The organism is Microcella alkaliphila, assembly GCF_004216855.1.
GTDB classification, from domain to species: Bacteria; Actinomycetota; Actinomycetes; order Actinomycetales; family Microbacteriaceae; genus Microcella; species Microcella alkaliphila.
Genome location: NZ_SGXT01000014.1, coordinates 191424 through 214022 on the forward strand (window position 1 = coordinate 191424; position 22599 = coordinate 214022).

25 protein-coding genes and 1 tRNA gene are annotated in these 22599 nt (G+C 68.9%); 11 read left to right on the top strand and 15 right to left on the bottom strand.

From position 1 onward, the window contains the following. Positions 1-10 precede the first annotated feature (10 nt). Positions 11-649, bottom strand: a complete 639-nt coding sequence (locus tag EV140_RS06605) for a TlpA family protein disulfide reductase (RefSeq protein WP_130282262.1) — start codon at positions 647-649, stop codon at positions 11-13. Further along, a complete protein-coding gene (locus EV140_RS06610; RefSeq protein WP_130282264.1) occupies positions 646-1278 on the bottom strand; it encodes a histidine phosphatase family protein in 633 nt (210 codons plus the stop codon). The genes EV140_RS06605 and EV140_RS06610 overlap by 4 nt, the downstream gene beginning before the upstream one ends. Positions 1279-1335: 57 nt before the next feature. Here EV140_RS06610 and aspS point away from each other — a divergent pair, with 57 nt between their 5' ends. Beyond that, positions 1336-2676: an aspartate--tRNA(Asn) ligase gene (gene aspS / locus EV140_RS06615; protein ID WP_130282266.1), complete on the top strand. Its 1341-nt coding sequence runs from the start codon at positions 1336-1338 to the stop codon at positions 2674-2676. Between the two features lie 357 nt (positions 2677-3033). Here aspS and EV140_RS06620 read toward each other — a convergent pair whose 3' ends face one another. Then, positions 3034-3387, bottom strand: coding sequence for a hypothetical protein (locus EV140_RS06620; protein ID WP_130282268.1), 354 nt, complete (start codon positions 3385-3387; stop codon positions 3034-3036). A 143-nt stretch (positions 3388-3530) separates the two neighbouring features. On the opposite strand from EV140_RS06620, the gene EV140_RS06625 reads away from it, so the two are divergent. From EV140_RS06625 to EV140_RS06635, 3 genes are all read left to right on the top strand, one after another. Then, complete coding sequence (locus EV140_RS06625) at positions 3531-4223, top strand: Pr6Pr family membrane protein (RefSeq protein ID WP_130282270.1); 693 nt, start codon at positions 3531-3533, stop codon at positions 4221-4223. 79 nt (positions 4224-4302) lie between these two features. Continuing rightward, the gene (locus EV140_RS06630; protein ID WP_130282272.1) at positions 4303-5271 is read left to right on the top strand and encodes a ring-cleaving dioxygenase; all 969 of its coding nucleotides are present in this window, start codon (positions 4303-4305) and stop codon (positions 5269-5271) included. Further along, on the top strand, positions 5268-5894 hold the full coding sequence (locus EV140_RS06635) for an alpha/beta hydrolase (RefSeq protein ID WP_130282274.1): 627 nt from the start codon (positions 5268-5270) through the stop codon (positions 5892-5894). The genes EV140_RS06630 and EV140_RS06635 overlap by 4 nt, the downstream gene beginning before the upstream one ends. 12 nt (positions 5895-5906) lie before the next feature. Here EV140_RS06635 and EV140_RS06640 read toward each other — a convergent pair whose 3' ends face one another. Continuing rightward, a complete protein-coding gene (locus EV140_RS06640; RefSeq protein WP_130282276.1) occupies positions 5907-6395 on the bottom strand; it encodes a glutathione peroxidase in 489 nt (162 codons plus the stop codon). Positions 6396-6484: 89 nt separating this feature from the next. On the opposite strand from EV140_RS06640, the gene EV140_RS06645 reads away from it, so the two are divergent. The 3 genes from EV140_RS06645 to EV140_RS06655 all read left to right on the top strand — a co-directional run bounded on the left by EV140_RS06645 (position 6485) and on the right by EV140_RS06655 (position 10420). After that, entirely contained in the window at positions 6485-9388 is a 2904-nt protein-coding gene (locus EV140_RS06645) for an aminotransferase (RefSeq protein ID WP_130282278.1), read from the top strand. Positions 9389-9440: 52 nt separating this feature from the next. Beyond that, positions 9441-10046: a nucleotidyltransferase domain-containing protein gene (locus tag EV140_RS06650; protein WP_096423161.1), complete on the top strand. Its 606-nt coding sequence runs from the start codon at positions 9441-9443 to the stop codon at positions 10044-10046. 101 nt (positions 10047-10147) lie between these two features. Then, positions 10148-10420, top strand: a complete 273-nt coding sequence (locus EV140_RS06655) for a hypothetical protein (protein WP_130282280.1) — start codon at positions 10148-10150, stop codon at positions 10418-10420. Between the two features lie 8 nt (positions 10421-10428). Here EV140_RS06655 and EV140_RS13225 read toward each other — a convergent pair whose 3' ends face one another. After that, the gene (locus EV140_RS13225; protein ID WP_157985620.1) at positions 10429-11067 is read right to left on the bottom strand and encodes a hypothetical protein; all 639 of its coding nucleotides are present in this window, start codon (positions 11065-11067) and stop codon (positions 10429-10431) included. Further along, entirely contained in the window at positions 11060-11371 is a 312-nt protein-coding gene (locus tag EV140_RS13230) for a hypothetical protein (protein WP_157985621.1), read from the bottom strand. The genes EV140_RS13225 and EV140_RS13230 overlap by 8 nt, the downstream gene beginning before the upstream one ends. A 159-nt stretch (positions 11372-11530) precedes the next feature. On the opposite strand from EV140_RS13230, the gene EV140_RS13235 reads away from it, so the two are divergent. Then, entirely contained in the window at positions 11531-12064 is a 534-nt protein-coding gene (locus EV140_RS13235) for a DUF1643 domain-containing protein (protein ID WP_157985622.1), read from the top strand. Between the two features lie 14 nt (positions 12065-12078). Here EV140_RS13235 and EV140_RS06670 read toward each other — a convergent pair. Beyond that, positions 12079-12169: transfer RNA gene (locus tag EV140_RS06670), tRNA-Ser, on the bottom strand. Between the two features lie 65 nt (positions 12170-12234). Between EV140_RS06670 and EV140_RS06675 the strand changes: the two genes are divergently transcribed. Both EV140_RS06675 and radA read left to right on the top strand, forming a co-directional pair. After that, positions 12235-12828 carry an SGNH/GDSL hydrolase family protein gene (locus EV140_RS06675; protein ID WP_130282286.1) on the top strand — a complete coding sequence of 198 codons (594 nt, stop codon included), beginning with the start codon at positions 12235-12237 and terminating at the stop codon, positions 12826-12828. A gap of 10 nt (positions 12829-12838) precedes the next feature. Further along, entirely contained in the window at positions 12839-14185 is a 1347-nt protein-coding gene (gene radA, locus EV140_RS06680; RefSeq protein WP_130282288.1) for a DNA repair protein RadA, read from the top strand. A 10-nt stretch (positions 14186-14195) separates the two neighbouring features. Here radA and EV140_RS06685 read toward each other — a convergent pair whose 3' ends face one another. The 4 genes from EV140_RS06685 to EV140_RS06700 form a co-directional block, all read right to left on the bottom strand. Further along, on the bottom strand, positions 14196-14666 hold the full coding sequence (locus EV140_RS06685; protein WP_231923961.1) for an SseB family protein: 471 nt from the start codon (positions 14664-14666) through the stop codon (positions 14196-14198). 55 nt (positions 14667-14721) lie between these two features. Continuing rightward, positions 14722-15390 carry a hypothetical protein gene (locus EV140_RS06690; protein ID WP_130282290.1) on the bottom strand — a complete coding sequence of 223 codons (669 nt, stop codon included), beginning with the start codon at positions 15388-15390 and terminating at the stop codon, positions 14722-14724. 80 nt (positions 15391-15470) lie between these two features. Beyond that, positions 15471-15983 (bottom strand): amino-acid N-acetyltransferase, encoded by a 513-nt coding sequence (locus EV140_RS06695; protein ID WP_130282292.1) that lies wholly within the window; start codon positions 15981-15983, stop codon positions 15471-15473. Positions 15984-16069: 86 nt separating this feature from the next. Continuing rightward, a complete protein-coding gene (locus EV140_RS06700; RefSeq protein WP_130282294.1) occupies positions 16070-18568 on the bottom strand; it encodes an ATP-dependent Clp protease ATP-binding subunit in 2499 nt (832 codons plus the stop codon). Positions 18569-18748: 180 nt separating this feature from the next. Between EV140_RS06700 and EV140_RS06705 the strand changes: the two genes are divergently transcribed. Beyond that, positions 18749-19744, top strand: a complete 996-nt coding sequence (locus EV140_RS06705) for a pirin family protein (protein ID WP_130282296.1) — start codon at positions 18749-18751, stop codon at positions 19742-19744. 247 nt (positions 19745-19991) lie between these two features. On the opposite strand, the gene glsA is transcribed toward EV140_RS06705, so the two are convergent. The 4 genes from glsA to EV140_RS13240 form a co-directional block, all read right to left on the bottom strand. Then, positions 19992-21269: a glutaminase A gene (gene glsA, locus EV140_RS06710; protein ID WP_157985623.1), complete on the bottom strand. Its 1278-nt coding sequence runs from the start codon at positions 21267-21269 to the stop codon at positions 19992-19994. Positions 21270-21363: 94 nt separating this feature from the next. Further along, positions 21364-21549, bottom strand: coding sequence for a hypothetical protein (locus EV140_RS06715; protein WP_096423197.1), 186 nt, complete (start codon positions 21547-21549; stop codon positions 21364-21366). 86 nt (positions 21550-21635) lie between these two features. After that, positions 21636-22214 (bottom strand): hypothetical protein, encoded by a 579-nt coding sequence (locus tag EV140_RS06720; protein WP_130282300.1) that lies wholly within the window; start codon positions 22212-22214, stop codon positions 21636-21638. Positions 22215-22418: 204 nt separating this feature from the next. Beyond that, on the bottom strand, positions 22419-22583 hold the full coding sequence (locus EV140_RS13240; RefSeq protein WP_157985624.1) for a hypothetical protein: 165 nt from the start codon (positions 22581-22583) through the stop codon (positions 22419-22421). Positions 22584-22599: the final 16 nt, after the last annotated feature.

Sequence of the window (22599 nt, forward strand, 5' to 3'; positions counted from 1 at the left end):
CGGCGGAGTCCTAGCTCTCGGCTTCGGCGAGGGTGTCGCGAATCATGGCCCGCAGCGTCGAGGGCTCGGTGAGCAGCCCCGAAATGCGCGCGGCCACGCGGCCCTCCTGGTCGACGACGAGGGTCGTCGGCACCGCGTTGGGGGCCACCTGGCCGGCAAACGCGAGCCGCACGGCGGCGTCGTCGCGGTCGAGGATCGAGGGGTAGGTAATGCCGAACTCGTCGGCGAAGGTGATGGCGGTGCCGAGGCCGTCGCGAATGTTCACGCCCACGAACTGCACGCCCTGCGACTCGAACTCTTGCCAGATGGCCTCGAGGTCGGGCGCTTCAACGCGGCACGGCGGGCAGGCCGCGTACCAGAAGTTGACGACGACGACCTGGCCGAGCAAGTCGTCGCTCGAGATCGTCTCACCCGACTCGACGACGCCCTCGAAGGTGACCGGCTCGGTGCGGTCGGCTTCGGCGATGACGGTGTAGGCGCCGTCGCCCGAGATGTAGCCCTGGCCGGTGCCTTCGCGGAACTGGCTCGCGAGTCGGTCGCCATCTTCGGTCGTGCACCCGGCAAGCGCGACGAGGGCGCCGAGGGCGGCCACGGCGGCAACGGTGCGGAACGGGCGTCGGTGTCGGGGGGTGCGGAGATTGGTGGTCACACGGCTCCGAGGTCGATGGGTGTTTTCCCCAATTCTGCCCCGGGATCCTGATAGTCGATCTCAGTGAAGGCGCCGTCGCGCCAGGCAAAGCTGGTGATGCTCGACAGGGCGCACCGTCGCGCCCGTGGGTCGTGGGCCAGGCGCTTACCCGCGACGGCGCGGTGGGCCATCCAGATGGGCAGCTGGTGGCTGACCATGACGACTTCGCCACCCTCGGTGCGCTGGTGGGCGTCGGTCATGGCGGCGAGCATCCGGGTCGCAATCGACGCGAACGCCTCGCCCCAGCTGGGGCGGGCGGGGTTCACCATCCACGGCCAGTTCTTGGGATTCATGAGCGTCGCCCGGTCCATGCGCTTGCCCTCGAATCGGTTGGCGGGCTCAATGAGGCGCTCGTCGATGTGCGGCTCGAGCCCGAAGGCGGCGGTCCACGGCGCAGCGGATTCGCGCGTGCGCTGCAGGGGCGAGCTGTACAGTGCGGTGATCGGATGCCCGCCCAGCGACCGCGCGGATGCTTCCGCCATGCGGTGGCCGAGCTCGCTGAGGCCGTAGCCCTCGAGGCGGCCGTAGAGGATGCGCTTCGGGTTCTCGACTTCGCCGTGGCGCACCAGGTGGATGACATCGGCGGGCATTCGGCCAGTCTAGGCGGGGCGGATTAGCCCGGTTTCGCGCCGATAGACTCGGGCGTTATGACCCGCACCTTGATCGCGCACCTATCCCCGCTTCCTGACGGCCCCGTGGAGGTCGCCGGATGGGTCGAGACGGTTCGCGATCAGAAGAAAGTACAGTTCGTCATCCTGCGCGACGAGACCGGTGTCGTGCAGCTCGTGAACCCGGCGACGCGCGACCTCGGCGAGGACGCGAGCGACGCCGAGCGGTCGGCAGCGGCTCTGACCGAGACGATCGGGGGGCTTGCGCACGGCACGATGGTGCGCGTTTCGGGTGACCTGAAGCATGACGAGCGCGTGAAGCTCGGAGGGCTCGAGGTGAAGATCGGCTCGCTGACGGTGGAGAGCGAGGCGCTGCCCGAGACTCCGATCGCGGAGGACTCGAGCCTCGACAAGCGTCTCGACTGGCGCTTCCTCGACCTGCGCCGCCCCGAGGCGAACCTGATTTTCCGCGTGCAGACGACGTTCGAGCACGCGCTGCGCACGTACTTCGTCGACAACGACTACATCGAGATTCACACCCCGAAGCTGATGGCGAGCGCGTCGGAGAGCCGCGCCGAACTGTTCGAGTTGGGCTACTTCGAGGGCACCGCGTATCTGGCGCAGAGCCCACAGTTCTTCAAGCAGATGGCGCAGCCGGCGGGATTCGGGAAGGTGTTCGAGATCGCTCCGGCGTTCCGCGCCGACCCGTCGTTCACGTCGCGCCATGCCACCGAGTTCACGTCGATCGACGCCGAGATCAGCTGGGTCAGCTCGCACGAGGACGTCATGCGGATGCACGAGGAGGCGCTCGCTGCTGCCTTCGGTGCCGTTGTCGCGAAGCGCGGCGCGGCGATCGAGGAGGCGTTCGGGGTGGAACTTGCGGTTCCGTCGGTGCCGTTCCCGCGCATCCCCCTTGCCGAGGCGCGCCGCATCGTGGCCGAGGGTGGTTATGAGATTCCGCGCGCCGATGGCGACCTCGACCCGGAGGCGGAGCGGCGCCTGTCGGCGTGGGTGAAGGCGAACCACGGCAGCGACTTCGTGTTCGTGACCGACTACGACTCGACGATTCGGCCGTTCTACCACATGCGTCACGAGGGGGATGCGTCGCTCACGAACAGCTACGACCTGCTGTTCAACGGGGTGGAGATTTCGACGGGCGCGCAGCGCGAGCACCGCGTCGACGTGCTGATCGAGCAGGCGCGGGAGAAGGGCCTGGAGCCGGAGGAGCTCGAGTTCTACCTCGACTTCTTCCGCTACGGCGTGCCCCCGCACGGAGGTTTCGGCATGGGCCTTGCGCGCGTGCTGATGCTCATGCTGGGGCTCTCGTCGATCCGCGAGACGACGTACCTGTTCCGCGGGCCGACGCGCCTGACGCCGTAGGTTCCGGCTCGGCTCGGCTCGGCTCGGCTCGGCTCGGCTCGGCTCGGCTCGGCTCGGCTCGGCTCGGCTCGGCTCGGCTCGGCTCGGCTCGGACCAACCCCTACCCCCTCCACCGCCTTCCAAAGACGCGGTAAAACGAATCTCCATCATCATTCCGTAACAGAGAGGCCTTCGCATCTCCGCCGTTTCGGAAGCGCAGATCGAGATGCGTTTCGCGTTCCCGAGATTCTGGAAGGGGATGGACGGGGATTCGGTTCGGGTTTCCGCGTCTTTGGAAGGGACTGGGGGGCTAACATCTACCCGCCAACACGCGGGGAAACTGCACGTCTCACCGCGAGCAACGGGAATGCAGACGACCTACAGAGCGAAGTCGGGGCGGATCCTCCACCCCGTGTACTCCTCGAGCCTCGCCATGAGGGTCAGCGCGTGCAACGCCGCATGGTCGTGACTCACCGACGAATACACATCGATCGCGAGCGGCGGAGGCTCGCCGAACTTCGGAACCTCGATCTCGACCCAGGCGCCCTCGTCGAGCGGCACGAAGGGGCGCATGGTGCGCTGGTTCTCGACGGGAGCATCCACCGCGAGGGCCACGATCGACAGGGCGTCGAGCTTCGTCACCGGCGACTGCACAACGATCGTGGCGCAGTACTCAACGAGCTCGCGCTTGCGGCGCAGCGCGCCGAACAGGTCGCGGGCGGGCTGATTCACACGGGCACGCTAAGCGTTCAGCCTGAACGGATGCCCGGTTCAGCCTGTGCAGACGACTCGACGCGTGATGGAATGAGATAATCCCCGCACCACCCACCCCACCCCACCCCGCGCGATGTAGCCGCGCCACCCCAAGGACGCCAATGACGACGTTGCCGCCCGCACGACCCACGCCCGCGGGCGCGCTCATCGCGATCATCCGACTCGCCCTCGTCGGCCTCACCGTCGCCGCCGTGACCGCGACGTTCCTCGACGCCGCCGAGCGCGGCCCCGTCAACCCCCTCAACTTCTTCGGCTTCTTCACCATCCAGTCGAACCTCTTCATCGCCGCCGTGTGGGTGTGGGCGGCGGCGCGCATCCTCCAGGGCCGCCGACCATCGGCGGGCCGGACCCTGCTGCGGGCCATCGCCACCACGTTCATCGTCATCGTCGGCATCGTCTACGTCACACTGCTCGCTCCACTCGGCGCCGAGGGCGGGGTACCCGTCGGCTGGGCCAACACGGTCCTGCACTACGTCACGCCGATCGCGGGCGCGGCCGACTGGCTGCTCGCCTCCGACCGCGTGCGCCTCTCCCTGAAGCGCCTCGGCTGGGTGCTCGTCTACCCCACCGTCTGGGTCACGGTCGTCCTCGTGCGGGATGCCACCGACGGATGGGTGCCCTACCCGTTCCTCAACCCCGACACCGGCTACGCGAGCGTCTTCTTCTTCGTCGGGATGATCGTGGTCGCGTTCATCACGGTCGGCACGCTCGTCTTCCTGCTCGCGCGCGTGCCCCCCGTGGTGCGCGTCGTCGCAGACGCGCCCCGAGCATCCACGGTCACGGCGCGCGTCTGATCGTCCGCCGGGAATATCCCGGCGGTTTATGCGTTTGCATGGATATCATGCATCATGCAACAAGCGTGAGGAGCGCACCATGACCGCGACAACCGAAGGTCTGCACCACGTCACCGCCATCGCCGGCGACCCGCAGAAGAACATCGACTTCTACATCACCGGGCTCGGCCTGCGACTGGTCAAGAAGACGGTGAACTTCGACGACCCCGGCACCTACCACCTCTATTACGGCGACGAGGCGGGCCGCCCCGGCTCGCTCATGACGTTCTTCCCGTGGCGCGGGGTCCCCGGCGGCCGCATCGGCGCCGGCCAGTCGACCTCGACCGCGTTCAGCGTGCCCGCCGGCAGCCTCGGCTGGTGGACCGAACACTTCGCGCAGATCGGCGTCGAAGGCCGCATCACGAGCACCTCCTCCGACGAGGAGCGCCTGCTCGTCACCGACCCCGACGGGCTGCAGATCGAGCTCGTCGCCACCCACGCAGACGACCCGCGCGACCCGTGGGATTCGGCGAGCGTGCCCGCCGAGTACGCCATCCGCGGCCAGCACTCGAGCGTGCTCACCGTGCGCGACAGCACCAAGACGGTCGAGCTCATGGTCAATGACCTCGGGATGCGCGTGGTCGAGGAAGAGGGCAACCGCACCCGCCTCGCGGCCGGCTCGGGCGCTCCGGGCACCCTCGTCGACGTGATCTCGTCAGGTCTCGCCGCCCAGGGCCTCACCGCCGGCGGTACGGTGCACCACATCGCCTTCCGCGTACCCGATCAGGAGACGCAGGAGGCGTGGCGCCAGGAACTCACCGAGCGCGGCCACCAGGTCACGCAGATCCTCGACCGTCAGTACTTCACATCGATCTACTTCCGCGAGCCGGGCGGCGTGCTGTTCGAGATCGCCACCGACACCCCCGGATTCGACATCGACGAGCCGCTGCTGGAGCTCGGCCGCTCGCTGAAGCTGCCGCCGTGGCTCGAGCCCTCGCGCGAGGCGATCGAGAACACCGTCGCGCCGATCCGCATCCCCGACGAGAACAATCCCGGGGTGGCCGCATGAGCGCGCAGCTCGCCGACTGGCCGCACCTCGTGCGCGAGCCGGGGGAGGGCGCATCCCACTACCTGCTGACCCTCCACGGTACGGGCGGGAACGAGACCGAGGTGGCCACCCTTGCGCAGCACCTCGACCCGACGGCCGGTGTCATCTCGCCGCGAGGTCGGGTGAGAGAACACGGCATGACGCGGTGGTTCGCGCGGGTCGCGGAGGGCGTGTTCGACGTGGACGACGTGATCGCGCGTGCGCAGGAACTGGCCGCGTTCATCCGGGCGGCCCGCGAGCAGTACAGCATCCAGGATGCTCCGATCACGGCCGTCGGGTTCTCGAACGGCGCGAACATCGGTACCGCGGCCGCCCTGCTTCACCCGGACACGCTGCAGCGGGTGATCGCGTTCAGCGGCATGTACCCGTTCGGCGACCGCGACCCGATCGGCGACGCGTCGAGCGTTGAGCTCATGCTGCTCAATGGAGCAGCCGACCCGATGGCGCCGACGGCGAGCGTCGAGCAGCTTGTGCGCGTGGCCGAGTCGCACGGGGCGCACGTCGAGCGTCACATTCGCGCTGGCGGGCACGGCATCGACATGTCCGACGTGACCGCGGCGCGGGAGTGGCTCGCGGCCCGGTAGCGTTCGCGCCGACTACCGCGGCAGGTTCGCCTCGATGAGCGACACGATCGCCTCGTCGTCGGGGGCTGTCGTCGACCGGAAGCGGTGAATCTCACCGTTCGGCAGCACGAGGAACTTCTCGAAGTTCCACGCGACGGGGCCGACGAGTCCGACACCATCCTTCGCCTGCACGAGCTCGGCGTACAGCGGGTGGCGCTTGCCGCCGTTCACCTTTACCTTCTCGGTCATGGGGAAGGTGACACCCCAGGTGGTGCTGCAGTATTCGGCGATCTTGTCCTCGCTCGACAGCTCCTGCAGGAACTGGTTCGAGGGCATCCCGAGCACGGTGAAGCCGCGGCCGGCGTAGCGCTTCTGCAGCTCTTCGAGTTGCTGATACTGCGGCGTGAACCCGCACCGCGAGGCGACGTTCACGACGAGTACGACGTTGTCGGCGAACTCGCCGAAGGTCGTCGCGCGACCGTCAAGCATGGTCAACGGAATGGATGTGAGAGCGCCGGTCATGCGATCACGGTAGGGGGCAGCGCTGGGCGATTGCCCCGCGGTGACCCGGCATAAACTGATGCCGCGGGGGCCAAGCAAAGGAGCCACGGGTGTCGGACACTCTCTTCGACTACTTCACGCAGGTTGAGCTACCCACACCCACCCTCGGGGCCGACGAGGTCACGCGACTATTCGCCCAGCACTTTGGTCTCGACGTCGACCTGCAGCCCCTCGGCAGCCAGCAGGACCAGAACTTCCGCGTCTTCCCCCGCGGCGAGTCGACACCGCTCGGGGTGCTGAAGCTGAGCAACCCCGCCTTCAGCGAGGCCGAGATCGCGATGCAGGATGCGGCGGCCGCGCAGGTGGCTGAGCGGCAGCCCGCTCTGCGCATCCCGAGACTGGTCGCCGGGTCGCGCGGCGCGATGGCGGCGTGGTGGCCGTCGAGCGAGGGGCGCATCCACGCCCGCGTGATCGAGAACATCGCCGGGTCGACGCTGACCGGTTCGACCTACCTCGCGCCCGACATCGTCGCGCGCATGGGCGAACTGTCGGGGCGGGTGAGTGTTGCGCTCGCCGACTTCCACGACCCGGCCGAGAGCCGCGTGTTGCAGTGGGATCTGCGGCACGCCGAGCGTGTCATCGAGCTGCTGCTGCCGCGCGAACCCGACGCCGATGTGCGCGCGACCATCATCGCCGCGCGCGAGCCCGCGCTGCGCGTGCTCGCGCCGCTCGCCGAGCAGCTGCCTGTGCAGGCCGGGCACTTCGACATCACCGACGACAACATGCTGCGGCCGCCGGGCGGGCGCCTGCCCGACGCCGTCATCGACTTCGGCGACGTGGCCGCATCGTGGGCGGTCGGCGAACTGGCCACCACGCTGTCGTCGGTACTGCACCACGACGGCGCCTCCCCTGCGACGACGCTGCCCGCAATACGGGCCTTCCACGCGCTGCGGCCGCTCGGCGAGCACGAGGCCGATGCGCTGTGGGCGCTCGTCACGCTGCGCGGCGCCGTGCTCGTCTTGAGTGGGCGCGAGCAGGTGCGCCTCGACTCGGCGAACGAGTACGCGAGCGGCGCCCTCGACCGTGAGTACCGCGTGCTCGAGCGGGCGGCGTCGGTGCCGCCGGAGGTGATGGCGCAGGTGGTGCGCCGCGCGCTCGGACTGCCGGTCGCGGCCCCCGGGAGCGGGCCCGACGCGTCGCCCCTGCCACCGTTCACGTCGCCCACGGCGCTCGACGCGGGCACCGTCGCGCCCCTGAACGACGAGGGCGCCTGGATGCACGCGGGCACCCTCGACAACGCCGCTTTCGCCGCGTTCGACACGGGGTCCGACGTGGCGTTCCTGCCCCCCTGGCGTCCAATCCTCACCGGGGCGCCGGCGCGCACACCCTCCGCCCCCGCAACGATTCCGACGGGCGTCACCCTGTGGCTGGCGGAGCCGACCCCGGTGCTGGGCTCGGTCACTCGCGACGGCGACGCGCTCGTCGTGCACGGCGGGGGTGAGGCTCTGGAGTTCACGGCGGCGGGAGGCCTCGGACCGGAGCCGATGTTGCCAGCCCGCACGCGCATCCAGGTGACCCGGCGCCCGGAGGGTGCGCCCGCGGCTCCCCCGCTCGTCGAGGCGGCCTACGCCGACGGGTGGCGCGCCGTCGTCGGCGACGCCCTCGAGGCGCTCGGGCTGGCCGGCCACGTCGCTGACGTGGCGGGCGAGGGCGACGCGGGCGCGCATCCCGATTCTGCGGCGATGCTGGCGCGCCGCGAGCGCGTGCTCGCCGAGGTGCAGGAGCACTACTACGCGACTCCCCCGCAGATTGAGCGCGGCTGGCGCGAGTACCTCGTCGACGTCGACGGCCGCGTGTACCTCGACATGCTGAATAACGTCACCTCGGTCGGGCACGCGCACCCGCACGTCGTTGAGGCGGCGCACCGGCAGATGCGGCTGCTGAACACGAACTCGCGCTTCCACTACGCGGCGATCGCCGAGTACGCCGAGCGCATCGCCTCCCTGCTGCCCGAGCACCTCGACACGGTGTTCTTCGTGAACTCGGGCTCGGAGGCGACCGACCTCGCCATTCGCCTCGCGATGGCGGCGACCGGGCGGCGCGACATCGTCGCCATGCGCGAGGCGTACCACGGCTGGACGTACGCGAGCGATGCGGTCTCGACGTCGATCGCCGACAACCCCAACGCGCTCGAGACGCGCCCCGACTGGGTGCACACGGTCGACGCGGCGAACTCCTACCGCGGCACACACCGAGGGGCGGATGCTCACCGCTACGCCCCCGAGGCGGTGGCCGTCATCGACGCCCTCGCCGACAGCGGCCGGCCCCCCGCCGGGTTCATCTGCGAGCCCTACTTCGGCAACGCCGGCGGCGTTCCCCTGCCCGAGGGCTATCTCGCGCAGGTGTACGACGCCGTGCGCCGCCACGGCGGAGTCGTCATCGCCGACGAGGTGCAGGTCGGCTACGGCCGGCTCGGCGGCTGGTTCTGGGGGCACGAGCAGCAGGGGGTCGTGCCCGACATCGTTGCGGTCGCCAAGTCGGTGGGCTCGGGCCACCCGGTCGGCGCGGTCATCACGACGCGGGCGATCGCCGACCAGTACCGCACCGGCGGCTACTTCTTCGCCTCCACCGGAGGCTCGCCCGTGTCGTCGGTGATCGGCATGGCGGTGCTCGACGTGATCGAGAACGAGGGCCTGCAGCAGAACGCATGGCGGGTGGGCCAGCACCTGCGCCGCCGTCTCGAGGCCCTCATGGAGCAGCACCCGATCATCGGCGCCGTGCACGGCTCGGGCCTCTACATGGGTCTTGAGCTGGTGCGCGACCGGTCGACGTTGGAGCCCGCGACGGAGGAAACCGCGCTGATCTGCGACCGCCTGCGCGAGCTCGGCGTCATCATGCAGCCGACCGGCGACTACCAGAACGTGTTCAAGATCAAGCCGCCGCTGTGCGTCACGATCGAGTCGGCCGACTACTTCGCCGACCAGGTCGAACGGGTGCTCGCGACCGGGTGGTAGCAACACCCCGTTATTCCAACTATTTCTGGAATAAACCAACTATAGTTGGCAAATGAAGTTGCAGTCACCGTTCGAAGTCGTCACGCCAACGGCTGACGGGGAAGTTCTCACAGCTCTGGTTCGCCGGGGCGACTGGATGAGCATCAGCCAAGTCGTCGAGCTTGTCGGCTCGCGCAGCGACGAGGGCGTGCGGCGCGTCATCCGGCGGCTCGTCAACCAGGGCATTGTGGACGAGTTGCCCGTCGGAGGGCGCTCGGTTTTCCGACTCAACCCGCATCACATACTCGCCCCAGCCATCACGTCGATAGCCCGGGCGCGCGAAACGCTGCTCACTCTGCTCACGGGGCGACTCGCGAACTGGAATTCGCCACCGCTATACGCCGCACTTTTCGGGTCCGGTGCACGTGGCACCATGACGTCGACGAGTGATCTCGACCTCCTCCTGGTGCAACCCCACGCCACGGACGAGGTGTGGGATGTCGACGTCGCCGAGCTCGTGGTCGATGTACGGTCCTGGACCGGCAATGACCTGCGCGTTGTGCAGTACACGGAACATGAAGTTGGTCCCACCGATGCGCTTCTTGCTGAGCTCATCAATGACGCGATCCCGCTCCTCGGCGACCATAGCTGGTTCAGGCAACAGATCGGACAGAAATGACCCCAACTCGGCCCGCCGACCGCGCGCTTGCTCGACGACGCCTTGCGAAGGCCGAGGAGTTTTGGGAAGCGGCCGAAACACTCGCGGGCGATCCAGGGTTCATGAACGCGTACACCGCACAACTGGTCCTCAGCGGAATCGCCGCCGCTGACGTCCTGTGCGCGGCGAAACTCGGCCTGTACGCTCCGACCGGAGATCACTCAGAAGCGGTGGCTTTGCTCAGGCGAGTCGAGCCCGCCCTTGCGGGTAACCTCAGCAAATTGCTCGCCGCAAAGACGCGGGCTGAATACTCGGGACAATTCATGAAGACAACCGAGATGACGGGACTCCGACGCGCTGCCGAGGCGTTGCTCAACGCCGCGCGAATCGCCTAAGAGTCGCTCTACTTTCGCGACCGCAGCGCGCTCACCACGATTGCGATGCCGCCCACGACCACGAGGATCGGCCAGATGACGGCCACGCCGATCTCGATGCCATCGAGCGACAGCGCGATGATCGCGGCGATGATCGCAAGCCCGATGGCGGGGAACCACGCCCAGCGCTGAGCGCGACCGCCCGGGGCGAGAGCGAGCACGGCGAAGGTGAGGGCCGCGCCCACGAAGAGGGCGACGCCGGCCGCCTGGTCGCCGACGAGTCGTTCGGCGACGTCCGCTGCCCCCAGCGAGACGAGCATCCCGGCCGGAATGATCGCCCACCAGCGGCGCCTCGCTGTCGCCGCGACCGCCCAGAATCCGAGACTCGCGATCGCGAAAAAGACGAACTCGCGCCACTGCGGGATGCTCGCCGACAGTTCCAGCAGCGACCGCACGCCGATGGCGGCCAGCACCGCGCCCGGAATGGCCGCCCACCACGAGCCGCGGTCGGTCGCGAACGCGACCCAGAACACGGCGCTCGCGCCAAGTTGCACGCCGATCCACCAGAGCCCGAGGTCAGCTCCGTCGACGAAGAGGTCAATCAGCCCGAGCACGCCGGCGAAGGCGAGGGCGATTCCGAGGGTGACGCGAACGGCGACGCTAGACATGGTGTCCTCCCGACTCGAGATGGTAGCGAGCAACCGGTTCTGCGACGACGCGCGGATCACCGTCCGGAATCATCGCGACGATCGCCGCGGCCCCCGAGGCTGCCAGCACGGAGGCGGGGAGTGCCGCCCACCAGTACCGTGCCTGCGCCGCAAAGAGAGTCCAGAACACCGCACTCGTGGCGAGGAAGATAGCGACCCACGACACGGTGAGCTCGGGCGGCCGGGGCACCTCGTTCAGGACGAGCAGGCCGCCCGTGAGAGCCACCGCGGTAATCGGCTGGGGCTCGAAGTTGAGTCCGACCACGTCGGGCCTCCCGTCGATCGCTCGAGTGGCCGGGCTCGGGTTCCCGGATCGAGTGATTCCACGGTGTCACCCTTTCGGGGGGTGTGCACGGGTCGAAGGTCCCGATGTGCCGCAGCAGCGTTTGGCACGATGGCTCACGGCGAGCGAGAGGGTATGCACATGTCCGAGTGGGTCTGGGAGACGTCGCCCGACGGCGCCTCGCGATACGTGCTCGGCACTGCAGGTGAGAACCCCCTGGTGTGCATTGGGGTCAACCCCAGCACCGCAGTGCCAAACCAGCTGGATCGCACGGTGACTCGGGTCAGCCGCTTCGCCGAGCGGGCCGGGCACGACAGTTGGGTAATGCTGAACGTGTACCCGCAAATCTCGACCGACCCGGCGGGATTACACCGCGAGTGCGATCCCCTACTGATGGAGCAGAACCTGCACCACATCGCGCAGCGGGTCGACGGCCGCCCGCTGACCGTGCTGGCCGCGTGGGGTGTCCTCGTCGAGTCGCGTCCGTACCTGGTGGGCCTCGTGGGCGCAGTCGTGGCGCTGCCCGCGCTAGCCTCCGTCTCGTGGGTGTCACTCGGTGCCCCCACGAAGGCCGGGCACCCGCGGCACCCGTTATATGTGGGCGGCACCACGCCACTCGAGCCGTTCGACGTAGCCGCGTACCTGGACGCCGAAAAACGAGAAAACCCCCGGTAGACCGGGGGTTCTCCTGGCGGTGACGGTGGGATTTGAACCCACGGTAGGGGGTTACCCTACACAACTTTTCGAGAGTTGCACCTTCGGCCGCTCGGACACGTCACCGCGGTCGAGTGTAGTACAGCCGCGCGGTCGGGTCGAAACCGGTCTGCGCGGATACGATTCCGACCGTGCCCTGGAACCCGCGCGTCCCGTTCGTGCGTCGCCGCGTCGCCGCGTGGCGCCGCCGGGCCGACGAACCGGGTGAGCTTCTGTACGTCGCGCTGGGCGACTCGGCGGCGCTCGGCGTCGGCACCGCGGACCTCGACGCCAGTTACATCGGCCTCATCGCCCACCGGCTGCAGCGCCTGGCACACCAGCCGGTTCGCGTTGTGAACCTCGGCCGCTACGGCGCCCGCACCGACGACGTTCTCGACCGCCAGCTCGACGCCCTCGCCGACGCCGAGCGCACGTGGGGTCGACCCGCCGACCTGGTCACGCTCGCGATCGTCGCCGACGTTCCCTGCTTCCACTTCGGTCAGCGCGAATGGGATGCTCGGCGCATCTCGCGCACGATCACCGACGCCGTGCGCGCAGCCGGCCTCGCGCTCGCGCCTCTGCATCGCGTCACCGAGTTTCGGCGCGGCTGGGGCTCGTTTCCCGACTTCGGGTGGGACCAGTTCCACCCCAGCCGTCGCGGCTACCGGGTGTGGGAGTCTGCGTTTGCGGGGGCCGTCTCGCGGCGGGCGCGCGAACTGTGCGCCGATGTCGGCGGTGCCGCCTAGCCTTATCGTCATGGCCCGCACGACCGCGAACTTCCGTTGCATCGAGTGCGGGTGGACGACCCTCAAATGGGCCGGCCGCTGCGGCGGGTGCCAACAGTGGGGCACCGTCGTCGAGGCGGATGCTCCCTCTCGGCAGACGGCCCCGGCCCGCGTCCCCGAGGCGCGCGCCGCCCGCCCCATCACCGAGGTCGAGCAGGGCGAGCAGAGCCACACGCCCACGACGATCGGCGAGTTCGACCGCGTGCTCGGCGGAGGGGTGGTGCCGGGCGCGGCCATCCTGCTGTCGGGTGAGCCGGGCGTCGGCAAGTCGACGCTGCTGCTCGAGGTCGCGGCCCGCGCCGCCCGCTCGGGGCAGCGCGTGCTCTACGTCAGCGCGGAAGAGTCGGTCGCGCAGGTGCGGCTGCGCGCCGGCCGCACGGGGGCGCTGAGCGAGAACCTCTACCTCGCCAGCGAGACCGACCTCGCCACGATCCTCGGTCAGCTCGACGAGGTGCGCCCGAGCCTGCTCATCGTCGACTCGGTGCAGACGGTCGCCTCGTCCCTCATCGACGGGTTGGCGGGCGGGGTCGCGCAAGTGCGCGAGGTCGCGGCCACGCTCATCCGGGTCGCGAAAGAGCGCGCGCTGCCGGTGCTGCTCGTCGGGCACGTCACGAAAGACGGCACGATCGCCGGTCCGCGGATGCTGGAACACCTCGTCGACGTCGTCTGTCAGTTCGAAGGCGACCGGCAGACCAGCCTGCGGTTCGTGCGGGCGCTGAAGAACCGCTTCGGCCCGACCGACGAGGTGGGTTGCTTCGAGATGACCGGCGACGGCATCGCCGAGGTCGCTGACCCGAGCGAGCTGTTCCGCTCGCACGCGAGCGCCCCGGTCAGCGGAACGTGCGTCGCCATCGCCCTCGAGGGTCGGCGCGCGCTGCCCGTCGAAGTGCAGGCGCTCGTCGTGGCCAGTTCGGCACCGCAACCGCGTCGCGTCGTCAACGGCGTTGACTCCTCCCGCGTTGCCATGCTGCTCGCCGTGCTCGAGCGACGCTGCGGCATCGCCCTGTCGACCTACGACGTGTACGTGTCGACGGTCGGCGGCATCCGCCTCACCGAGCCGGGTGCCGACCTTGCCATCGCCCTCGCCGTCGCCAGCGCCCGGCGCGACAAGGCGCTCGACTCGCGCCTCGCCGCCGTCGGCGAGATCAGCCTCGCCGGCGAGATCCGCGGCGTCACGTCAGCCCCGCAGCGCGCCGCCGAAGCGAAGCGCCTCGGCTACACGACCCTCATCGACTCGGGCGCCGTGCACCTGCGCGAGGCGGTCCGGGCCGCGTTCGCGACGGCCCGCGACGAGAAGGTCGACATCCCCGAGTTCTAGGCGTTGCTGCCTAGACCTCGAGTTGAAGCGCCGCGAGCACCTCGCGCGGGTCGGCCTGCATCGAGTGGGGGCCCGCCACGTCGAACACGACCGCCTCGAGGTTGTCAACGTTCTGCTCGAGGAAGTCGCGCAGCGTCGGGCCGTCGTACGCCAAAAAACGGTGCGACGGCTCCTGCGGCACCATGTCGACGTAGCGCTCCGGGCTCGAAAACAGCAGCAGCATGAACTTCTCGGCGTCCTCCGCACGGAAGACGCGAATCTGCTCGGGCCCACTGCCGGGCAAGAGCGGCACGATGCAGTAGTCGTTGCGCAGGGCGAACGCCACGGCAGCCGTGTCTTGCCGCTCGAGCGCCGCGGCCAACTGCTGGTCTTCGGCCACCCTGTGCGGCGGCATGCCGCGCTTCATCTTCGGCGCCGACACGCCCCCCGGGCGGCCGCTCGGCCGCCCGCCCGACTTCTTGCTCGACTTCTTCTTCGGCATCGCCTCAAGCCTACGCGGGAGACGCCACAGCCCGCCCCGATCGGGATGCTCGGGCTCAGTTCAGCAGGAACGGCCGGTCTCCGTCGCCCGCGAACTCGCCCACCGACACGCTCAGCCGGTACGTCGCCCCGCCCCCGGGAACGGGCGTGCGCTGCACGTCACACACGCCGGGCTCGCTACGGGTGCGGTTCCACGGGATCGCCGGGGTCGACCGCTCTTCACCCGGCTCGAGCACGACCGTGGCGGCGACGGGGTCGACCTGGCAGTCGCGCGACGACCAGATGCGGTCGGGCCCCGAGGTAATCAGAAACTCCTGCACGTCGCTGCCCGCCTCGATGATGCAGGGGCGGCTACCCGTGTTCAGCAGGCTCAGTGACAACTGCGGCTGCGATTCGGGCCCGTAGCTCTCGGCGTCGGTGATGGGCGTCACCTGCACCTGCTCGCTCGTGCAGGCCTGCGGTGCGCCGCCACCCTCTGCGGCGGCGTCCTCAGCCGCGGCGTCGAGGTCGCTCTGCTCGTCGTCGGCCTCAGACCCGTCGACCTCGGCGCTGTCGCTCGCCGTCGGCGCGGGCTCGCCCGACCCGGTCGGCTCGGCCGTTCCCGGTCGCACCACGATGAGGATGATGACGACGATGACCGCGATGAGGCCGAGCCCGACCACCGCGCGCCGCCGCCAGTAGACGCTGGGCGGCTGCGGTCCGACGGGGTGTCGCAGGCTCGACATGGGGCGAGAGTAACCCCGCACCACCGCGACAGGGCGTCACACGCGCCGCGAACGCCGTGACTCTCAGCGGCGAAGCGCCTCTACAGCGCCTTCAGCATGCGCGTGTTGCCGAGGGTGTTGGGCTTCACCCGAGACAGGTCGAGGAATTCGGCCACACCCTCGTCGGGCGAGCGCAGCAGCTCGATGTACACCTCGGGGTCGACGACGAGCTGCTCGTCGATCGGCTCGAATCCGTGCCGCTCGAAGAAGTCGACCTCGAACGTCAGGCAGAACAGCCGGTGCAGCCCGAGCGCCCGCGCCTCACCCTCGAGGTAGTTGAGCATGGCGTGGCCGACGCCACGCCCCAGCCAGTCCGACCGCACGGCAAGCGTGCGCACCTCGCCCAGGTCTTCCCACATGACGTGCAGCGCGCCGCAGCCGATCACCTCGCCCGCCTCGTCGACGGCGACAGCGAACTCCTGCAGCGACTCGAACAGCACGACCAATTCTTTGCCAAGCAGCACGCGTGACTGCACGAGTGGTTCGACAAGTTCCTTGATCGCGCGTACGTCACCGGTGCGCGCGCGGCGCACCTCGAAGCCTGTTTCCGTCACGCGACCAGCCTAGGGCCGCGAACGAGACCGGGCCCCACGCATACCCGATCAGGATGCGCGGGGCCCGACTCGTGAAACGCGTCGCGTTAGTCGGCGGCGGGCAGCTCGGGGGCTCCGGCTGCGGGGCCTGCCTCAACGGCCGCGAGCTCGCGCTGCGTGGTCGTGATGATGAACTCGCCGCCGACGTAGTCGACCGCCACGTGGTCGCCCGCGTTCAGGCGACCGTGCAGGATCTCCTCCGACAGCTTGTCTTCGACTTCGGCCTGCACGGCGCGGCGCAGCGGGCGGGCTCCGAGGGTCGGGTCCCAACCCACCTTGATGAGCTGCTCCTTGGCGGCCTTCGACACCTCGATCGTCATGTCGCGATCGAGCAAGCGATCGCGCAGGCGTGCGATGAACAGGTCGACGATCTGCAGTAGCTCTTCGGTGTTGAGCTGCGGGAACACGATCGTCTCGTCGACGCGGTTCAGGAACTCGGGCTTGAAGTGCTTCTTCAACTCTTCGACGACCTTGGCGCGCATGGCGGTGTAGCTCGCCTCGGTGTTGCCCTCGATCGTGAAGCCGACGGGACCACCCGTGATGTCCTTCGTGCCGAGGTTCGTGGTCATGATGATGACCGTGTTCTTGAAGTCGACGACGCGACCCTGACCGTCGGTTAGACGACCCTCTTCGAGCACCTGCAGGAGCGAGTTGAAGATGTCGGGGTGCGCCTTCTCGATCTCGTCGAAGAGCACGACGCTGAACGGCTTCCGCCGCACCTTCTCGGTGAGCTGGCCGCCCTCTTCGAAGCCGACGAATCCGGGAGGGGCTCCGAACAGGCGCGAGACGGTGTGCTTCTCGCCGTACTCGGACATGTCGAGCGAGATCAGCGCGTCCTCGTCGTCGAACAGGAACTCGGCAAGCGCCTTGGCGAGCTCGGTCTTTCCGACGCCGGTGGGGCCGGCGAAGATGAACGAACCGCTGGGGCGCTTCGGGTCTTTCAGGCCGGCACGCGTGCGGCGGATCGTCTTCGCGAGCGCCGAGATGGCCTCATTCTGGCCGATGACGCGCTGGTGCAGCGCCTTCTCCATGAAGATGAGGCGGCTGGACTCTTCCTCGGTGAGCTTGAACACCGGAATGCCCGTGGCCTGCGCCAGCACCTCGGCGATGACGCCCTCGTCGACGGTTCCGCCCGCGGCGACCTCGCCGGCACGCCACTGCTTCTCGAGGCGCAGCCGCTCACCGAGCAGCTTCTTCTCTTCGTCGCGCAGACTTGCGGCCTTTTCGAAGTCTTGGCCCTCGATGGCCTCCTCCTTCTGCGTGCGCACGGCGGCGATCTTCTCGTCGAACGCGCGCAGCTCAGGCGGGGCCGACAGGATCGACAGGCGCAGGCGGGCGCCGGCCTCGTCGATCAGGTCGATGGCCTTGTCGGGCAGGAAGCGGTCTTGCACGTAGCGGTCGGCGAGGTTCACGGCGGCGACGACCGCGCCGTCGGTGATCGACACCTTGTGGAAGGCCTCGTACTTGTCGCGCAGGCCCTTCAAGATGTTGATGGCGTGCGGGATAGCCGGCTCGTTGACCATGACGGGCTGGAAGCGGCGCTCGAGCGCGGCATCCTTCTCGAAGTGCTTGCGGTACTCATCCAGCGTGGTCGCGCCGATGGTCTGCAGCTCGCCACGGGCGAGCAGCGGCTTCAGGATGCTCGCGGCATCGATCGCACCTTCGGCAGCGCCCGCACCCACGAGGGTGTGGATCTCGTCGATAAAGACGATGATGTCGCCGCGCGTGCGGATCTCTTTCGTGACCTTCTTGAGGCGCTCTTCGAAGTCACCGCGGTAGCGGCTGCCGGCGATGAGCGAGCCGAGGTCGAGCGAGTAGAGCTGCTTGTCTTTCAGCGTCTCGGGCACTTCGCCCTTGACGATCGCCTGGGCGAGGCCCTCGACGACGGCGGTCTTGCCGACGCCGGGTTCGCCGATCAGCACGGGGTTGTTCTTCGAGCGGCGCGAGAGGATCTGCATGACCCGCTCGGCCTCCTTCTCGCGGCCGATGACCGGGTCGAGCTTGCCCTCGCGGGCGGCGGCGGTGAGGTTGCGGCCGAACTGGTCGAGCACCTGCGAACCCTTGTCGCTCTGCGTCGACTCGCCGCCGACGGCGACGGCCTCCTTGCCCTGGTAGCCGGAGAGCAGCTGGATGACTTGCTGGCGCACCTTGTTCAGGTCGGCGCCGAGCTTGACGAGCACCTGCGCGGCGACGCCCTCACCCTCGCGGATGAGGCCGAGCAGGATGTGCTCGGTGCCGATGTAGTTGTGGCCAAGCTGCAGGGCTTCGCGCAAGCTGAGCTCGAGCACCTTCTTGGCGCGCGGCGTGAACGGAATGTGCCCGGTCGGCTGCTGCTGCCCCTGGCCGATGATGTCCTGCACCTGCTCGCGCACAGAGTCGAGCGAGATGTTGAGCGACTCGAGCGCCTTGGCGGCGACGCCCTCACCCTCGTGGATCAGCCCGAGCAGAATGTGCTCGGTGCCGATGTAGTTGTGGTTGAGCATCTTGGCCTCTTCTTGGGCCAGCACGACAACCCGACGGGCTCGGTCGGTAAAGCGTTCAAACATGTCGTCACTCCTCACGAAGGCGTAATGGGGAGCCTTCGGTACATCGAGGGTAACCACGGCGGGTGCCGCATTCTGCCCCTGTTCGCCGTGGGCGTGACGGGGTTCGGCGCCCTCACAGAAACCCCCTGACGGGATGCACGCGCCCGGTCAGTTCGCCGGGGTGCGGCGTAGGGTGATCGCGTGAGCAACCTTGAGGTCGAGCCGGCCGAACTGCTGTGCGACGATGACTCCGCGCCCCGGTTTCAGCTGCTCGAGGGGCGGGAGGTTCCGCTCGGCGGGCCGCGCGCTATGACCGTGCGCCGCACCCTGCCGCAGCGCGAGCGCAGCCTCATCGGCGCGTGGTGCTTCCTCGATCACTACGGCCCCGACGACATCACCGAACGGGATGCCGGAATGGTCGTCCCTCCCCACCCCCACACCGGACTGCAGACGGTCAGCTGGCTGTTCGAGGGTGAGATTGAGCACCGAGACTCGACGGGCGCCCACCAGATGGTGCGGCCCGGCGAGCTGAACCTGATGACAGCGGGCTCGGGCATTCAGCACTCGGAGGTGTCGACACCCGCGACGACCCGCCTGCACGGAGCGCAGCTGTGGGTCGCGCTGCCCGACCGCGACCGGCACACCGCGCCATTCTTCGAGCACACGGAACCCGTGCCGGTACGACTCGGCGACGCGACCGTGCGGGTGTTCGTCGGCGAGTTGCCCGAGCTGGCCGACCACGCGTCGGAGGCCCGCACGTTCACGCCGCTCCTCGGGGCGCAGCTCGACCTGCCGGCCGGAGCCGTCCTCGACCTGGCGCTCGACCCCACGTTCGAGCACGGCGTGCTCGTGGACTCGGGCCACGCGACGCTCGACGACGAGCACGAGGTTTCTGCCGCGCAGCTCGGCTATCTCGCGCCGGGCGCCGACTACCTGCGTATCGAGGCGGGGGCCGACGCGCCGCTGCGCATCCTGCTGATCGGCGGAACGCCGCTCGGCGAGCCGATCGTCATGTGGTGGAACTTCATCGGCCGCGACCACGACGAGATCGTCGCATTCCGCGAGCGCTGGCAGACGGACGTCATCGACGACGCCGACCGCGCGGGCCGCTTCGGTCACGTGGACGGGTACGACGGGCCCGCGCTTCCCGCGCCCGCCCTGCCGAGCATCCGCCTGAGGCCCCGCGAGCAGCCGTAGGGCGCGGGCGCTCGGCGCGTGATCATGTGCACGGCGCCGCGCACAGGTGCCCGCGCGCGGCAACCCATTCGGCACTCGCCGCGACTACTCCGGTGTAGGAGTTCCTACACCTGAGCAGTCGCCGGGCAGTCACCGGACGGTCGCCACGACTGTAGGAAGTCCTACACCCGGGTAGTTGCGCGGGCGGCGGGGGCTCACAGAAGTGTAGGAAGTCCTACACCGGAGTAGTCGCTAGAGGGGGCGCACATCATCTCGCGGCGCACCACTCTCGAGCCTCGTCGAGACTCTCGACCTCGACCGCGCCCGAAACGATTCCGCGGCGCGCGCCGTCGACGATGACGACCTCGTGGTCATGCTCCTCGAGACGGTCGATCGCCCCCTGCAGGATGCGCTCACCCACCTGGTGCACGCGTGTCACCCGGTCGAGATCGAGCACAAGCACCCGGTCGGACGACTCCAGCACGGCCTCGATGGCGCTCAGCACCCCGCGCATCGACGCGAACACCAGGTCGCCCTGCACCGCCACCACGCCCGCGCCATACTCGGGCCAGCGCTCCTCACTCTCGCGCACCACGGGCAGATTGCCGCCCGGCAGCGTCAACGCGTGCAGCTCGTATCGGTCGGCAAGATCCTGCGAGGCCGCGACGGCGCGCACCGAATTGCCCCGAGCATCCAATTTCGGGCTGAACAGCCCCATGCCGAACTGGCCGGGGCTCGCCGTGATCAGCCCGCCCGACACGCCGCTCTTCGCGGGCGTGCCGACGGTCAGCAACCACTCGCCCGAGTAGTCGTACATGCCGCACGTCGCCATGACCGTCAGCACGTGCCGCGCCACCGTTCCGCTGAAGACCCGGTCACCGGTCAGCGGGTTCACGCCGCCCGTCGCGAGCGTCGCACCCATGACGGCGAGGTCCCGCGTCGAGACGAGCACCGAACACTGCTTCAGGTACACCTCCATGGTGGGGTCGACCTCGTCGGTCAGCGAGCCCGCACTGCGCATGAAGTGCGCCAGCGCGCGATTGCGGTCGCTCGCGCCCTGCTCCTCCTCGTAGACGGTCTCGTCAAAACCGAGCGACCGCCCGGCACACGCCTCCATGAGGGCGTGGATGCGCTCGTACTTCTCGTGCGCGTCCGCCCCCGACACGAGAGCACACGTCACGAGGGCCCCCGCGTTGATCATCGGGTTGTCGGGGCGGCCCGTCTCCTCCTCGAGACTGATCGCGCTGAACGCCTCGCCGCTCGGCTCGGCGCCCACATGCTCGTGCACTGACTCGAGTCCGCGGTCGCTCAGCGCGAGCGCGTACGTGAATGCCTTCGAAATCGACTGCACCGAGAACTCGACGTCGGCGTCACCCGCCGCCGACACGTACCCGTCGGGCGTGCAGACGGCGAGGCCGAACAGCCGATGGTCGGCGTGCTCGAGCGTCGGAATCGACGCCGACGTCTCACCGCGATAGTCGTGCTTGAGTCGCTCGTGCAGGGTGACGAGTTCGCGCTCAATCGGGTCACCGATCAGGGATGCCACGCTCACGCTCCTCGCTGCGCCGCAGCGCGTCGTCAGGGCTCCGGTCGCCACACTGATCGCCGGGGAGATCGCCCGGCCTGACGCTCGACCCTACTCACTCGTGCGGATCAGCGCCCTGCTTCTCGATGCGCGCCCGCTCTTCGGCCTCGATCTCGCTGAACGTCTGACGCTCGGCGCGGTCGGCGCGAATGATCGCGCGCATTGCGAACCAAAACAGCAGCCCGAGGAGGATCGTCGGCGTGACCGAGAAGATCACGTTCCCCCAGAACGATTCAGGCATGCCCACATGGTACGCCGGGATGCTCGGAGCGGCCCCCACGAAGACCGTTGCGCCCGCGGCGCGCGGCCGGGCGAGCGCGACGGCGCCTACGAGTCCTGCAGCTGCCGGCGGCGGAACAGCAGGCCGGCAGACAGGACGACGACGCTGACGGCAGCGACGCTGCCGAGCGCGATCGGAATGATGATGGCGGGGTCGAGCGCCGTCGATGCGGAACCCCGAGCATCCGTGCCGTCGACGGACAGCGTGGGCAGCTGGAAGCCATCGAGTTCAGTGAGGCCCGGTTCGATCGTCACGTCGCCGACCGCGGCCGACAGTCGGCCATCATCGGCGATCGCGACGACGCAGTATGTGCCCGCCTCGAGTCCTGCGGTGACGAGGCTGACGGCGAACGGCTCGCCGGCGGTGACCGTCACCACGCGGTCGAGCACCGAGGGGCGGCAGTCACCCAGCACCTGGGGGGACAGCGACAGCGTGACATCGACATCACCGGCGCCGCCGACGATGCCTTCAACACGGAGGTCACCCGCGACCGTCTGGCCCTGCGTCGGCGCGGTGATGCGCAGCGAGTCGACGGCGAAGGCATTGTCGGCCCAGGCGATCGCGAAAACGATCGCCATGCCGGCGACAAATGCGGCGGCCGTGCGGAAGCGCAGCTTCACAGCCATGGGGGTTCGCCATTCGGGTAGGGCGAGTGTCGGTGACGCTGGGCACCAGACGCTTCGGGTATCGGGTTGGGTGTCGTCTGTCAGAACCGCGGTCGGGGTGTCGGCCGGGTAGCCGGGTGCGGTCCTGTCGGACAGCCTCAGGCTAGAACTCCGCGAGCGTCGGCCGCTTGCCCCAGTACGGGGGTGAATGGGGGGTGAACGCCCCTACTGGCCGGACTTCTCGAGAATGCCGAAGATGCCCGAGAGCAGCAGATAGGCGCCGAACGCGCCGACGACGAGCCAGAGCGCGAGGCGGTTCATCGACACGCCCTGCTTCTTCTTCTCGTCGTCTCCGGGGAGCTTCAGCTCGTCGTCGCGGTTGAACACCATGGTGCGAGGCTACCCC

Excerpts from the sequence above, each read along its gene's own strand:
- EV140_RS06635 (WP_130282274.1), top strand. The coding sequence starts at position 5,268 with ATGAGCGCGCAGCTCGCCGACTGGCCGCACCTCGTGCGCGAGCCGGGG.
- EV140_RS13225 (WP_157985620.1), bottom strand. The coding sequence starts at position 11,067 with ATGTCTAGCGTCGCCGTTCGCGTCACCCTCGGAATCGCCCTCGCCTTC.
- radA (WP_130282288.1), top strand. The coding sequence starts at position 12,839 with ATGGCCCGCACGACCGCGAACTTCCGTTGCATCGAGTGCGGGTGGACG.
- EV140_RS06640 (WP_130282276.1), bottom strand. The coding sequence starts at position 6,395 with ATGACCGGCGCTCTCACATCCATTCCGTTGACCATGCTTGACGGTCGC.
- EV140_RS06630 (WP_130282272.1), top strand. The coding sequence starts at position 4,303 with ATGACCGCGACAACCGAAGGTCTGCACCACGTCACCGCCATCGCCGGC.
- EV140_RS13240 (WP_157985624.1), bottom strand. The coding sequence starts at position 22,583 with ATGGTGTTCAACCGCGACGACGAGCTGAAGCTCCCCGGAGACGACGAG.
- aspS (WP_130282266.1), top strand. The coding sequence starts at position 1,336 with ATGACCCGCACCTTGATCGCGCACCTATCCCCGCTTCCTGACGGCCCC.
- EV140_RS06650 (WP_096423161.1), top strand. The coding sequence starts at position 9,441 with ATGAAGTTGCAGTCACCGTTCGAAGTCGTCACGCCAACGGCTGACGGG.
- EV140_RS06720 (WP_130282300.1), bottom strand. The coding sequence starts at position 22,214 with ATGGCTGTGAAGCTGCGCTTCCGCACGGCCGCCGCATTTGTCGCCGGC.
- EV140_RS06690 (WP_130282290.1), bottom strand. The coding sequence starts at position 15,390 with ATGTCGAGCCTGCGACACCCCGTCGGACCGCAGCCGCCCAGCGTCTAC.
- EV140_RS06685 (WP_231923961.1), bottom strand. The coding sequence starts at position 14,666 with ATGCCGAAGAAGAAGTCGAGCAAGAAGTCGGGCGGGCGGCCGAGCGGC.
- EV140_RS06655 (WP_130282280.1), top strand. The coding sequence starts at position 10,148 with ATGAACGCGTACACCGCACAACTGGTCCTCAGCGGAATCGCCGCCGCT.
- EV140_RS13235 (WP_157985622.1), top strand. The coding sequence starts at position 11,531 with ATGTCCGAGTGGGTCTGGGAGACGTCGCCCGACGGCGCCTCGCGATAC.
- EV140_RS06625 (WP_130282270.1), top strand. The coding sequence starts at position 3,531 with ATGACGACGTTGCCGCCCGCACGACCCACGCCCGCGGGCGCGCTCATC.
- EV140_RS06700 (WP_130282294.1), bottom strand. The coding sequence starts at position 18,568 with ATGTTTGAACGCTTTACCGACCGAGCCCGTCGGGTTGTCGTGCTGGCC.
- EV140_RS06715 (WP_096423197.1), bottom strand. The coding sequence starts at position 21,549 with ATGCCTGAATCGTTCTGGGGGAACGTGATCTTCTCGGTCACGCCGACG.
- EV140_RS06610 (WP_130282264.1), bottom strand. The coding sequence starts at position 1,278 with ATGCCCGCCGATGTCATCCACCTGGTGCGCCACGGCGAAGTCGAGAAC.